This is a genomic window from Opitutus sp. ER46, from assembly GCF_003054705.1.
In the GTDB taxonomy this organism is placed as follows: Bacteria; Verrucomicrobiota; Verrucomicrobiia; order Opitutales; family Opitutaceae; genus ER46.
In genome coordinates, this window is sequence record NZ_QAYX01000025.1 from 681,517 (window position 1) to 694,806 (window position 13,290).

Sequence of the window (13,290 nt, forward strand, 5' to 3'; positions counted from 1 at the left end):
GAGACCTCGCCTCAGGGTTGCCGAAACTCCTGCACGCTCCGGACGAAGTCGTCCGGCACGCCGAAGTCGAACCGCTGGGCGTCGGTCATCTCGAGGGCGAGATAGCCTTCGCGCTGCCGCTGGATCTCCTGGGCACGGGTGAGCTGGAACTCGCCGTTGTCCCGCACGTCGTCGCGGATCATCTCGCCGAGCACGTCGTAAATGGAGGGGGCCAGGAGGTGCATGCCGAACCAGCCCAGCCAGATTTCGGCGGGCAGGCCGTCGACGTGCAGCCGTTCGCGGGCGATCGCGGGGGAGGGCTTCTCGATGATGAGGGAGACGTCGATCAGCCGCGGATCCTCGCGGCGGCGGCGCCCCGCGATGGTGCCGTAGCCCTTGAGTTCGCCGGCTGAGATCCGGTTCACAGCGGAGACGGACTTGCCTTGGGCGAGCCTCCCGGAGGCGGCGAGTTTCGCATACGGCGAAGCGCCACGGCCGCGAAAAAGATGGTCTCCCAAGCAGAGCAGGACCGGCTGGCCGGCCGCAAAGTCGCGCGTCTGGTAGACCGCGTGACCATAGCCTTCCTGCGCGGTCTGGACCGCGAAGCTGACGCGGCGGTTGAAGTCCCGCATCTGCTCCGCCTCGCGCAGCAGGGCTGGGTATTTTTCCAGCCGGCGAAGATACGCGTCCCCAGGTCCCTCGAGGTAGGCGCGGATCATCGCGTCCTCGCCCGGCTGCACGATAATGCAGATCTCCTCGATGCCGGCGCCGGCGAGCTCGAGCAGGTGGTAGTGAAAGAGGGCGCGGGCGATGCCGTCGGCGCCCACAACGGGGAACAGTTCCTTCTTCACCGCGTGCGAGGCGGGGAAGTGGCGGGTGCCGAGACCAGCGACGGGGATGACGGCTTTGCGGACGAAAGGGGAGGCCATGGCGTCAGACTTGAGAGCCGGCCCAGCCCGTGGCGCCGAAGAGGTACCGGCGTGCGCCAAACTCCACTGCGCCCGGCGAACTGCCGTCGAAGATGTCCGGCATGGCGCCCACGCGGCGCGAGTACTCGAGCGCGATTTGCGGGAGGTGAAGCTTCAGCGCGTCGGTCCGGCCGAAGACGGCGACGGTGCCGCCGGTGCCGCCGCCGGTGATCTTGGCCCCGAAAAGCCCGGCCTCGGCGCCGCGCTTCCGGACGGCCTCGACCAGGAAATCGACCTCGGCCGTTGAGAGCCGGCAGTTGTCGCGATAGCTGGCGTGGGCGCCGTACATGCACTCGCCCGCGGTGACGAGGGCGGCGGCGTCCCCCTGGTTCGCGGCATTGAGCGCCTCCATGAAGCGCAGCACCCGCTCGTTCTCCTCGATGGGATGGCGCGTCGGGCCGACGACGCGGTAGGTGGCGTCGGGCTGGATGGTCGTCACGGGATCGTCGTGCGTGCGGTACTTCGCGAGAAATTCCGAACCGACGAGGCTCTCGGGCAGGTGCGGCAGGTACTCGGTATTGAACTCGTCGGGCGTGAGCTGGGTGAGATAGTCGAGCCCGCCGCGGCCGGTGCGCGCGCGAAGGGCGTTGATGATGCGCTTGCCCATGAACGCGCCGATGCGGGTGTCGCCGTACGGGTTGCCGCCGACGGAGTGGCGCACCAGGGAGTTGATGCCGACGAAGCCCGTGCCGGCGGGAATCTCGATCTCGCCGACGACGCTGCCTGGCCGGCAGAGCAGGTGGGTCATCCGGCCCTTCCGGCCGACCGTGATCGTGAGCTGGTCCATGATGCCGCAGGGCGCGCCCACGACGTGGTTCTCGGCCATCTGCCCGAGGCGGGCAATGCGGCCGGCATCGAGGCGCAGACCGAGGTAGGCGTTGAGACAGGCGAGGGTGCCAACCTCGATGGTGGCGGAGCTGCCGATGCCGACGTTCATCGGGACGGCGCTCAGGAGCAGCATGCTGAAACCGTACTGCAGCTTCACGCCTTCCTCCTTGAGCATGGTGAAGATACTGCCGCCGGCGTAGGCGGCCCAGGAGGCGAGCGGGTTCGCCTGACAGAGCTCACGGATGCCGGCGTAGTCGCCGAGCCCGTCTCCGGATCCAAAATACTCCATCGGGATACGCGTCTCCACCGGCAGGCTGCGGCTGCCCAGCTGGAGCGTGCGGATGCGCAGCGTACGGTCGGTGCGCGGCTGGAGCGCCACAAGGACACCGCGGCCGAGGACGGCCTCGCACACGTTGGCGCCGGAATAGTCGGCGATGCCCCCCATCACATCGAGCCGGGCGGGTACGCGCGCGACCCAGATCTCGCCGCTGTTGAAGAAGCCGGCGAATCCAGTGGTGTCGCTGTTCGGCTTGCTCAGCAGGCGTTCGAACTGCGCGACTTCAAAAGGCAACTCGGGAAGGGACGCGGGGGGCATTGGCGGCATGGACGCCGCGAGCAAAGGCGCCGGCCCTAGGCCCGGCAACTCAATCTGTGCGTAGGGCTTCCACCGGGCTGAGCTGGGAGGCGCGGTAGGCCGGATAGAGACCGGCGAGCACGCCAACGAGGCCGCTGAACGCGACGCCGATCGCGAGCGCGGCGGGCGAAAGCTCCGGCCGGTTGGCGTCCACCACCACGTGTTGCAGGATCAGGATGAGCCCGATGCTGGCGACGATGCCGAAGACGCCGCCGGCGACGGCGATGGTGAGCGACTCCGCCAGGATCTGGGAAACGATGTCGCCGCGCTTGGCGCCGAGGGCGCGGCGCACGCCGATCTCGCGCACGCGTTCGCTGATCGAGGCGAGCATCACGTTCATGATGCCGATGCCGCCCACGATCAGCCCGATGGCGGCGACGCCGCCGAGCGAGTAGATGTAGCTGTTGCGCGTCTCCTCGAACCGCTGGAGGAGGTCCTCGCGGGTCTCGAGCCGGACGTCCTGCACGCCGCGATGGGTGTGCATCAGGACGTTGGTGACCTGCTCGAGCGCGACGGGCATGTCGGCCACGTCGCCGAGCTGGATGGCGATCGTGTCGACGTTTTCGTCGATGCGGAAGAGGGTCTGGGCGGTGGTAAGCGGGACGAAGATCGACTGGTTCTTCGTGTTGAACCGGCCGCCGCCCATGCTGAAGCGATAGTCGGGCAGCACGCCGATCACGGTGAACGGCTGGCCGTTGATGGTGATGACGCGGCCGACCGGATCGAGCCCGCGGGGGATGAGCTGGTCGGCGACGCGGGCGCCGAGCACGACAACCTGGTTCTGGTTCGCGAGGTCCAGGTCGCCGATGAGGCGGCCCTGCGCCGCCTCGAAACGATCCATGGCGAACGTCGCCGGGAGCACGCCCCGGATGTTCTGCCACAGGGCGCGGCCCTGGAAATAGAGCCGCGTGCCGCGGATGTTCACCTCGGCGGTGACGCGCCGCGCCAGCGGCACGGCCTCGAGGATGGCGTCGACGTCACGCAACGTGCGGCCCGGCGAAAGCGGGGCGATCTCGCGCTGGCTTTCCGGCGGCGCGGCGGCGTTGACGGTGATCCGTTCGATGCCGCCGGTCTCATAGATCATCGTTTCCCAGCCGCGCAGCAGGCCCTTGACCACGCCGAGCATGCCGACGAGCGCGGCGGCGCCCAGAACGATGCCGAACAAGGTGAGAAAGGAGCGGAGCTTGTGGGCGAGAACCTCGCGGACGCCGCTTGCGACGCCCATGAACAACATACGCATGGCGGGATCAGCTGCCGCCGCGGCGGGCGTTGGCTTTTCGCGTCGGGGTGCCGGCGGTGGTGGCGCCCCCCGGACCGACCGCGGGAATCTCGCCGTCAAAATCGAGCGGCCGGGTCAGAGCGACCTCGTCGTCGAGCGCCAGGCCGTCGAGCACCTGGACGCGCCGGAGGTCGGCGATCCCGATGTCGACCGGACGGGCGGTGAACCCGGTCGGCGTGCGCACGAACACATAGCGCACGGATTCGGCGGTCGTGAACACGGCGGAGAGTGGAATCGAGGGCGTGCCGTCGACGCGGGAGAGCGTGAACGTCACGGTCGCGGACATGCCCGGGCGGAGCCGTGGGTCGACTGTGTCGAGGACGACGTCGACGGGGAACACGCGCGTGCGGTCGATGGGGCTCTCGGTGGCGCTGGTGGCGATGCGCCGCACCGTGCCGCTGAGCATCAGGTTGCGGAGCGGATCGATGCGGACATTGGCGGGGGCGCCGACCTTGAGGCGGGCGACGTCGATCTCATTCACGTTGGTGCGGACCATGAGCGAGGTGAGATCGGCCACCTCGCCCAGGATGGAGCCGCCGTTCTGGGCGCCGACACCGGTGATGACCTGACCCTCGGTGAGGTCGCGCAGGAGCAGGGTGCCCTCGTGGGGCGCGCGAATCACAGTCTTGGTGAGCTTGTCGCGCAGGTTGGCCGCGCGCGCGTCGTAGATGGCGGAGTCGTTCTCCGCGAGCGAGAGGGCGGTGCGGCTGTCGTCGAAGTCCTTGGTCGTGACGAGGCCCTGCTTCCGCAGTTCGCTGGTCCGGGTGAAGTCGCTGCGTGCCTTCTGGGCCCGCAGCCGGCCCGCCTCAATGTTGCGCTCGGCCTCCTGGAGCTGCGTCACGATGTCCTGCTGGTCGAGCTTGAGCAGTTCCTCGTTGCGCGCGACGCGCTGGCCGTCGACGCCGGGGATCTTGACGATCCGGCCGTTGATCTCGGACCGCAGTTCCGTCGAAAACACGGCACGGACACGCCCGACGGTGACGATTTCCTCGGCGATGGTGGCGGATTTCACGCGGGCGGTGGGGATGCGCTCGGCGCGTTTGTTGCCGAAAAGCCCCGGGCTGATCTGGCGCCACACGACGCGGCCGCCCCAGCCGAGGCCGGCGAGAAGGGCGAGAACGAGGATGGCCCGAGACGCAAAACGAACCGGGGAAGGAAGCTTGGACCGCTGACCCATGCCCGATAAGACGACGCGGAACGTCATTGGAAACGACGAATTTATATGCGGCTTGCGGGACGAACGGGCGCGCTTGCAGAAGCACCGGGGCGCCGGCCGGATGCGAAAAGCAGGGATTTCCCCAGGGCCGGTTCCTTGACCGACGGGAGGGCCGGCTCACCCTGACCCTCCCACGTGCTTCCCATCACCCAACAACTGCGCCTCCGACGCGGGGTGCGGGACCGCGCCAGGTTCTGTTCCTCCCGCGCCAAACTTCATGGCGCAGGGCGGCCATGTGGAGTTCCTGCCGGGGGCGCCGGCACCACGGCTCAAGGTGTCGGCCGAGAACCTCCGCGCCTCCGGGCTCGAGGCCCGGGCGCAGCTCTTGCGACTGTCGGGGGAGCCATGAGGGTTCTGTCGCAGATGTCGCTGCGCCAGAAGCTGACCTGGCTGGCGATGACCTGCAGCGGGGTGGCGTTGCTCGCCACGGCGGTGGCGCTCGGTGCCTACGAGTGGGTGTCGTATGGGCGGATGCAGCACGCGCACCTGACGACGCTTACCACGATCACCGCGCGGAATAGCGTGGCGGCGGTGGCGTTTGAGAATCGCGAGGATGCCACGCGGCTCCTGGCGGCGCTGGAAAGCGAGCCGACTGTCCTGGCGGCGGGGTTGTACGATCAACGCGGCCGGCAACTGGCCCAGTTTGTGGCGCGGGATGCGACGGGGTACGCGCCGCCCGCCTTGGCGCCGGCGGTGGGGACGACGATCGCCGGCGGCGTCCTGCGCATCACGGTCCCGGTGGCGGACACAACCCGCTTCGGCACGCTGACCGTCGCGGCAGACCGGCGATCCGTGCAGTTGCGGCTCGCCGTCTATGCGCTGGTGCTGTGCCTGACCACGGGGTTCTCGGGGCTGCTCGCCTACCTGCTGGTGGGCTGGCTCAACGACCGGATCGTCGCCCCGGTGCACGCGCTCCTGCAGGCGGCGGCGCGGGTGCGGACGAAGGCGGACTACAGCGTGCGGGTCCGCAAAGAGGCCGATGATGAGGTCGGCGAACTGGCCGAAGCCTTCAATGCGATGCTGGCCCGGATCGAGGAAAACGAGGCTGACCTGGCCCGCAGCGCCGAGCGGCTGCGGCTGGCGGTGGAGTCGGCCCAGATCGGCACCTGGGACTGGGACCTGGCAACGGGGGCGGTGGTGTGGAATGAGCGGAGCTACGAGCTCTTCGGTCTGCCGGAAGGAACGCCGGTTACGACCGACGTGTTCCAACGGTGCGTGCATCCGGGGGACCGCGAGCCACTGGTGGACGCGTTGCGCACGGCGCGGCAGACCGGGGGCGAGTTCGCGGCGGACTTTCGCATTCTGCAAAACGGCCAGCCGAACCGGGTGCGGTATCTGCTCGTTCGGGGCCGGTTCATTCGCGGCCCGGGCGGGGTGGTTCAGCGCGGCGTGGGTTTCACGCTGGATGTCACCGAGCGGCGGACGGCGCGCGCGCAACTGGAGGCGCGGGTGCGGCAGCGGACGAAGGAGCTGCAATTGGCGAACCAGGAGCTGGAAAGCTTCTCGTATTCGGTCTCCCATGACTTGAAGGCGCCGGTGCGGGCGATCCAGGGCTTCGCGGAGATTGCGCTGGAGGAACTCGAGGCGCCGGATCTGCCGGCGGCGCGGGAGCGGATTGGCCGGGTGCTGAAAGCCTCGGAGCGGATGAACCGCCTGATTGACGCGTTCATCAGCATGGCGCGGATTTCGCGCGCGGAGCTGAAGGTGGCGCCGGTTAATCTCAGCGCCATCGCAGAGGAGACGGTGGCGGTCCTGCGGCAGACGGATCCGGGGCGCCATGCCGAGATGACCATCGCCCCCAACCTGATGGCCGTCGGGGACGAGCGGCTGTTGCGGATCGCGCTGGATAACCTGCTCGGCAACGCGTGGAAATTCAGCGCGCGCAAGGACCCCGCACGGATCGAGTTCGGGGAGCAGGTGAGCGCCGCGGGCGAGGCGGTGTACTACATTCGGGACAACGGGGCAGGTTTCGATGCGACGCTGGCTCCCAAACTCTTTCACGCGTTCGAGCGGTTGCACACCGACTCCCAGTTCGAGGGACTCGGAGTGGGGTTGAACACGGTGCAGCGCGTCATCGAGAAGCACGCCGGTCGCATTTGGGCCGACGCGGTGGAGGGGGGAGGTGCGACGTTCTATTTCACGCTGGGGTTGGCGGCGGTGGTGCGGCCGGTGGAGCCGGCGTCGATGGTGTCGTAGGCCCGCGGGCACCGGCCGTGGCGCCGGGCCGATTTCCGCTCGCCGTGACGCCGGCGGAACGCACGCTCGGGTGCCTCTGGCGATGAAGATCTATTTCATGGGCATCTGCGGAACGGCGATGGGCAACGCGGCGCTGCTGGCGCGGGCGGCCGGGCACGAGGTCCTCGGGGCCGACACTGGGGTGTACCCGCCGATGAGCACGGTGCTGGCGCAGGCGGGGATCGCCCTGCACGAGGGGTACGCCCCGGCGCGGCTGCAGCAGCTGGCGCCCGACCTCGTCGTGATCGGCAACGCGATGTCCCGCGGCAATCCCGAGGTGGAGTGGCTGCTCGACACGCGCGCGCTGCCGTTCACCTCGCTGCCGGCGCTGTTGCACGACTCCATTCTGCGGCACCGGCGCAACCTCGTGATTTGCGGGACCCACGGGAAGACCACGACCACCGCGCTCACGGCCTATCTGCTGCGGGCGGCCGGGCGGGATCCCGGTTTCCTGATCGGCGGCGTGCCGCAGGATCCGCCCGTCGGGGCCCATCTGGGCGCCGCAGTGGACCCGTTTGTGATCGAGGGGGACGAGTACGACAGCGCGTTCTTCGACAAGCGCAGCAAGTTCATCCACTACGCGCCGCGGATCGCGGTGCTGAACAACCTCGAGTTCGATCACGCGGACATCTTCCGCGACGTCGCCGACATCCAGCGCACATTCTCCCACCTGGTGCGCATCGTGCCGCGGAACGGCTGCGTGGTGATGAACGGCGACGACCCCAACCTCCGGGCGCTGGGGCCAATCCCGTGGACGCGGGTGGTGCGCGTCGGGCTCGGAGAGGAGTGCGACGTGCGCATCGTGGATTTCAATGAGTCGTCGGCGGGAGCGAGCTTCGCCCTGCGTTGGCGAGGCGAGCCCTGGGGGGCGGTGCGCTGGTCGCTGCCCGGCATCTTCAACGCGCGCAACGCGGCGATGGCCGCGACGGCCGCCGGGCTGGCCTTGGCGCCGGCGGAGGCCGGGGCGCCGGCCGGAGCCGTGGGCGCGAAGCCGACTGCGCTTGCGCTCGACGCGCTGCCCCGTTTCCGCGGCGTGCGGCGCCGGCAGGAAATCCTGTGGCAGTCCGACGCGCTGACGGTGGTCGAGGATTTCGGCCATCACCCGACGGCGCTGGCGGAGACCCTGCGCTCGCTGCGCGCGCGGTTCCCGGGATGCACGCTGACGGCAGCGTTCGAGCCCCGGAGCAACACGGCGCGAACGAAAGCGCTGCAGCCCGCCTTCCAGGAGGCGCTGGCGCTGGCGGATGAGGTTTACCTCGGCGCAGTCAGCCGGGCGGACAAGCTCGCGCCGGGCGAGCGCTTTGATCCCGCGGAGGTGGCGACGGTGCTGCGGCAGCGTGGACGGACCGCGTGTTTCGCCGCGACGAACGCCGCGCTGGCGGATCAGCTTGTCGCGAACGCGCTGGGCGCGGGAGCGACCGACTGCCGCCGCCTCGTGGTGTTCTTCAGCAACGGCTCCTTCGACGGCATCATCGGCCGTTTTGTGGCGGCGGCGAAGGGAACGGCGACGCGGAGCTGACATCGCCCGCCGGGACAGGCTGGGCGGACGCGGGGGGATGGACCCCCATCAGCTCGTTCAACGTGCGCGCCAGCCGCCGCAGGTCGACCGGCTTTTCGAAGTGCTCGTTCATGCCGGCGGCCAGGCACCGCTCGCGCGTGCCGTGCTCCAGCATGGCGGTCACGGCTATGATGACGGTGGGCCGGCCGCCCGATTCCGCTGCGCGGATCCGCCGGGTCGCGGCGAGCCCGTCGAGCCCGGGCATGTTCAGGTCCATCAGGATCGCGTCGTATCTGGTCCGGGCGGCCAATTCCACCGCCTCGTCACCGGAAGCGGCATGGTCGGCAATGTGGCCGAGCCGTTCGATGAACATCTGCAACAGCGCGCGGTTGGCCGACGTGTCGTCGACGATGAGCACGCGCTTCCGCCCGTCGCCAGCGGGCGCGGTGTTTTCGTCTGCGCGCCGTTCCGGGCTCTCGACCGTCCGGACCGGAATGCTGAGGACAAACTCGGAACCCGCGTGGGGGCGGCTGTGGATGGTGAGTTCGCCCGCCATGAGGGCGATGAGGCGCCGGACAATGAGGAGTCCGGCCCCATAGGGGATACTCTCGGGGCGTCCGGGCGTCGGCGGAGCGGGGGTGAAGAGGCAGGCCTGTTGTTCGGGCGTGAGGCCGATGCCGGTGTCGCGAACGCGGACCAACAGGTGGGCGGGGGCGTCGCGGCCGTCGGGCGGGAGGACGGATACGCTGAGCGCCACCTCGCCGCGCGGCGTGAACTTCAGCGCATTGTCCACGAGGTTGACGAGGATCTGGCGCAGCCGGCGGGCGTCGCCGGATACGAGGGTCCCCGACGGGGCGTCGCAACCGAAGCGGAGTTGAAGCCCGCGTTCTTCGGCGGACACCTGAAAGAGGCGGGAGACATCGCGCACGAGGTCCGCGGGGGAAAAGGGTGCGCACTCGAGGACCAGGCTGCCCTCCTCGATGCGGCGAAGGTCGAGGACCTCGTTCACGGCACGGGCGAGGCGATGCCCTTCGGTGAGGATGGTCGCAACGTGGGCGTGTTCGTTGGCCGCGAGGGGCAGCTTGTGCAGCAGCTCGGCCGAGGAGATCAGCGCGCTGAGGGGGGTGCGAATCTCGTGGCTGATCATCACCAGGAAGTCGCTCTTCGCCCGGCTCGCCTGCTCGGCCGAGTCCCGCAGGGCGCGATGGATCCGCTCATGCGTGAAGTGCATGCGCATCCGGCGGCGGAAACGCGCGACCAGCAGCGCCTGCCGCAGGAGCAGTGCGATCGCGAGGCCGGTGAAGACGAAGAGCGTCAGGCGTGCCCCCAGGACGAGCCAGCCGCTGCTCCCGGTGGCGAACACGGCGATCAGCTCACTTGCGAGCACCGCGCCGATCGTGAGGCCCATGAGTGCGAATCGTGTGTGGCGAGGCGCGACCAAGGGAAGGTTCGCCAATACCGTGCGCCGGTGGAAAAGCACCAGGGCAATGCCGGCGAGCAACACGAAGACGAGCGCATCGCCTCGGAACTGCAGGAACACGTTCAGGACTTGGGTGGGGTTGTCCATGTTGCCGCATGGACATTCATGGACTCACCCGCTCCTGCCAACTCCCTGCAGCATCGTAGTAGTCCCGATGCGCGTACCGAAAACGCAGTACGTAGTACCACCGGGCCGGCCGTGTCGCACGTCCACACCGAGTGACGACGGGACCCTGGCGCGCGGCTCGCGGGCTCAGGCGCTGCCGGGCGGCGGCGTCTTGGGCGCGCAGAGGTCGGCGAGCTTCGAAAGCAGGACGGGGCGACTGATGGGCTTGGGTATGAAATCATCCATGCCCGCGGCTTCACAGCGCTCGCGGTCGTATTTCCCGGTGCCGGCGGTGACGGCGACGATGGGCGTATGGCGCTCCGGATGATTGGCCCGGATCTGCTGCGTGGCCGCCAGCCCGTCCATGTCGGGCATGGCAATATCCATGAGGATGGCGTCGTAGTGGTTGCGGCCGGCGAGGGAGACGGCTTCGGTGCCCGAACTCGCGAGGTCGCAGGTGTGACCACCGGAGGCGAGCATGGCACGGAGCACCTCGCGATTAACGCGATCATCATCGACGACGAGGAAGTGGAGTTCCTTCGGGTCACCGATGCTTGGGGCCGGCGCCGGCGGTGCCGGCTCGGCGTCGGCGGGAGGCGGAACGCTGCGCGCCGGGATCGTGACGGTGAATTCGCTGCCGACGCCCAGTTGGCTCTGCACGTTGATCTTGCCGTGCATCATCTCGACGAGGCGGCGGGAGATGGCGAGGCCGAGGCCGGAACCGCCGTGGCGACGGGCGACGCTGGTGCTGCCCTGGGCGAACATCTGAAACAGATGCGGAAGGATGTCGGGGGCGATGCCCGGGCCGGTGTCGGTCACGGTGAGCGTCAGGATACCGCTCGGCGGGACCGACGAACCCTGCGTCCACGTTGCCGTGACGACGACGCTGCCCGTGGCGGTGAACTTCACGGCGTTGCCGACGAGGTTCATCGCGACCTGCCGCAGGCGGGCGTGGTCGGCGAGGATGACGAGGGGGCCGCCGAGCTCGTCGCGGAACACGAGGGAAACGTTCTTCTCGTGCGCGTTGGCGGCGAGCAGGTCGACCACTTCGCGGGCGATTTCCGCCGGGGCGCACGGCGCCTCTTCGAGGTCGAGCTTCCCTTCCTCGATCCGGGAGTAGTCCAGGATGTTGTTCAGCAGGTCGACCAGGCAGGTGGCGCCGCGACGGACCGTCTGCACGTAGCGCTGCTGGATCGCGTCAAGGGGACTGTCCTCGAGCATGCTGGCATAGCCGGTGATGGCGTTGAGGGGCGTGCGAATCTCGTGGCTCATCACGGCGAGGTATTCGCCTTTGGCGCGGTTGGCGCGCTCCGCCTCGGCCTTGGCCTCCTGGAGCGCGGCCTGCGCCGACGCGCGGTTGGCGATCTCGCCCCGCATGAGCGAGAGGAGGGCGGCGGCCGACTGCATGAGCCCGATGACGAACAGGATCGTGGTGAGCATCAGGGCGCGCCGCGCCGCGATGCTGCTGAGCCAGGCGGCGCCGGGGTAGTCGATGCCCACGACGGCCTCCACCTTGCCGGACTCGTCAAAGATCGGGGTCAATGAGGTGACCCACACGCCCCAGCGATCGGGGACGAGGGTGGTATCGAACGCGGGTCGGCCGGCAAACGCCTCAAGGAAGGCCGGGGTGACATCAGGGAAGACTTCGCCGATGGCGGTGCGCTGCTCGCGTTCACCGTCGATCCGGCCGTTGCCGTCGTAGTCCGTCTCGGAGTCGACGATGAACCGGACCTTGCCGTCCTCCCCCAGGCGCACGGTGTAGATGTCGGCGATCAGCGGATTCAGGCGAAGCCAGTTCCTTTCCGCCGCGATGAGCGCGAGGTAGGTCGGGTCATCTGGCGGGGTGTTGACGGTGATGCGGGCGTGGCCGAGGCGGCTGATCCCGTCGGCGTAGGACGGACCGAAGCCGGCGAAGATCGAGATGAGGAAGTTCTTCTGCCGGCGTGCCGAGATATCCGCGAGGAGTCCGCCGAGGATCACCAGCACCAGGGTGATGATTTCCACCGTGCGAGGGAAACGCATGCCGGCGCCGCGCTCCCGCAGGATGTGACGGCAGAGCCAGAGGCCCGCCAGCGCCAGAACGGCGAAGGCGAGAAAATCGAGCCGGTATTTGACGATGGGGAGCAGAGGCATGCGCCGGGGCGCGGCCGCCTGGAGGGTGGAGTGAGGAGCGGCGGCCGGGCCGCGCCAGTTGTTTTATCGACGCAAAGGCCGGGGAGAAAAGCGCGAATATGATGACCGTTGCCGCCCTGGAATTGAGCTGGGAATCTTGTGGCGGGATGGGGTCAACTGCGCTACCGAAGCCGCTTACGCCGCCATGAAGATACTGATCGCCGAAGATGACCCCGTTTCACGCGCGCTGATGGTCGACATTCTCGGTTCGGCGCAGGCGGGCTATGACCCGTTGCCCGTGGAAGATGGCGCCAAGGCGTGGGAGACGCTGGAGGCGCATCCCGATATCAAGCTCGCGATCCTCGATCTGGCCATGCCCGGCATGAACGGAGTGGATTGGCTGACCCGGGTGCGGAAGGACCCGCGGTTCTCGGCGCTGCCGGTGATCATCTGCACGGGAAACACTGACCGCACGACGGTCGCCGCCGTGGCGGCGCGCGGCATCAGCAACTTCCTGGTGAAGCCCTTTACGCGCGGCACGGTGCTGGAGAAGGTCGCGCTGGTTTGCCGCCCGTCGCCGACGTCGATCCCGGTCCTACGCGACCTGCCCGCGGCGCGGCAGCGGTACGGGATCGACCAAGACGCCCACCGTGAACTCCTGGGCCACTACGTGCGGCTCGCGGACATGTGGGCCGCCGATGCCCGGCGAGCGACTGACCATGCAAGACTGTCCGCGTTGGCGGTGAGAGCGTCGGCGCTCAAACAAATGCTGGCATCGCTGGGCGCCGCCGCGGTTGCCGCTCGCCTCCAAGACGCCGAGGCGGCGCTGGCTCCTTATCGGACGAAGACTGCTTCGACGGAGATCGAGGCTGGGCTGCGCAAGACCCAGCACCTCGGCGATACGCTGCAGCCGGACATCGATCGGCTGCGGGAGATGCTCGACACAATCGGGTAGC

Annotated in this window: 9 protein-coding genes; 3 read left to right on the plus strand and 6 right to left on the minus strand. The window is 68.7% G+C overall.

Annotated elements, in window-relative coordinates; genetic code table 11:
- Nucleotides 1-11: 11 nt before the first annotated feature.
- Genes DB354_RS21080 through DB354_RS21095 form a run of 4 tightly spaced genes read right to left on the minus strand, consistent with a single transcriptional unit; the run spans nt 12 to nt 4,865 of the window.
- Nucleotides 12-908 (minus strand): sugar phosphate nucleotidyltransferase, encoded by an 897-nt coding sequence (locus DB354_RS21080; RefSeq protein ID WP_107837608.1) that lies wholly within the window; start codon nt 906-908, stop codon nt 12-14.
- A gap of 4 nt (nt 909-912) precedes the next feature.
- Nucleotides 913-2,370, minus strand: a complete 1,458-nt coding sequence (locus DB354_RS21085; protein WP_158277651.1) for a hypothetical protein — start codon at nt 2,368-2,370, stop codon at nt 913-915.
- 49 nt (nt 2,371-2,419) lie between these two features.
- Nucleotides 2,420-3,649, minus strand: a complete 1,230-nt coding sequence (locus DB354_RS21090) for an ABC transporter permease (RefSeq protein ID WP_107837610.1) — start codon at nt 3,647-3,649, stop codon at nt 2,420-2,422.
- Between the two features lie 7 nt (nt 3,650-3,656).
- Nucleotides 3,657-4,865, minus strand: a complete 1,209-nt coding sequence (locus DB354_RS21095; RefSeq protein ID WP_158277652.1) for an efflux RND transporter periplasmic adaptor subunit — start codon at nt 4,863-4,865, stop codon at nt 3,657-3,659.
- A 384-nt stretch (nt 4,866-5,249) separates the two neighbouring features.
- On the opposite strand from DB354_RS21095, the gene DB354_RS21100 reads away from it, so the two are divergent.
- A complete protein-coding gene (locus DB354_RS21100; RefSeq protein ID WP_107837612.1) occupies nt 5,250-7,100 on the plus strand; it encodes an ATP-binding protein in 1,851 nt (616 codons plus the stop codon).
- A gap of 82 nt (nt 7,101-7,182) precedes the next feature.
- On the plus strand, nt 7,183-8,658 hold the full coding sequence (mpl, locus tag DB354_RS21105) for a UDP-N-acetylmuramate:L-alanyl-gamma-D-glutamyl-meso-diaminopimelate ligase (RefSeq protein ID WP_107837786.1): 1,476 nt from the start codon (nt 7,183-7,185) through the stop codon (nt 8,656-8,658).
- On the opposite strand, the gene DB354_RS21110 is transcribed toward mpl, so the two are convergent.
- Both DB354_RS21110 and DB354_RS21115 read right to left on the minus strand, forming a co-directional pair.
- A complete protein-coding gene (locus DB354_RS21110) occupies nt 8,609-10,204 on the minus strand; it encodes a response regulator (protein ID WP_107837613.1) in 1,596 nt (531 codons plus the stop codon). The genes mpl and DB354_RS21110 overlap by 50 nt on opposite strands.
- Before the next feature lie 165 nt (nt 10,205-10,369).
- Nucleotides 10,370-12,355: an ATP-binding protein gene (locus DB354_RS21115; RefSeq protein ID WP_107837614.1), complete on the minus strand. Its 1,986-nt coding sequence runs from the start codon at nt 12,353-12,355 to the stop codon at nt 10,370-10,372.
- 184 nt (nt 12,356-12,539) lie between these two features.
- On the opposite strand from DB354_RS21115, the gene DB354_RS21120 reads away from it, so the two are divergent.
- Nucleotides 12,540-13,289: a response regulator gene (locus tag DB354_RS21120; RefSeq protein WP_107837615.1), complete on the plus strand. Its 750-nt coding sequence runs from the start codon at nt 12,540-12,542 to the stop codon at nt 13,287-13,289.
- Nucleotide 13,290 lies beyond the last annotated feature (1 nt).

Coding starts and splice junctions, on each gene's coding strand:
- DB354_RS21090 (WP_107837610.1), bottom strand. CDS start 3,649: ATGCGTATGTTGTTCATGGGCGTCGCAAGCGGCGTCCGCGAGGTTCTC.
- DB354_RS21100 (WP_107837612.1), top strand. CDS start 5,250: ATGAGGGTTCTGTCGCAGATGTCGCTGCGCCAGAAGCTGACCTGGCTG.
- DB354_RS21095 (WP_158277652.1), bottom strand. CDS start 4,865: ATGGGTCAGCGGTCCAAGCTTCCTTCCCCGGTTCGTTTTGCGTCTCGG.
- DB354_RS21080 (WP_107837608.1), bottom strand. CDS start 908: ATGGCCTCCCCTTTCGTCCGCAAAGCCGTCATCCCCGTCGCTGGTCTC.
- DB354_RS21085 (WP_158277651.1), bottom strand. CDS start 2,370: ATGCCCCCCGCGTCCCTTCCCGAGTTGCCTTTTGAAGTCGCGCAGTTC.
- DB354_RS21115 (WP_107837614.1), bottom strand. CDS start 12,355: ATGCCTCTGCTCCCCATCGTCAAATACCGGCTCGATTTTCTCGCCTTC.
- DB354_RS21120 (WP_107837615.1), top strand. CDS start 12,540: ATGAAGATACTGATCGCCGAAGATGACCCCGTTTCACGCGCGCTGATG.
- DB354_RS21110 (WP_107837613.1), bottom strand. CDS start 10,204: ATGGACAACCCCACCCAAGTCCTGAACGTGTTCCTGCAGTTCCGAGGC.
- mpl (WP_107837786.1), top strand. CDS start 7,183: ATGAAGATCTATTTCATGGGCATCTGCGGAACGGCGATGGGCAACGCG.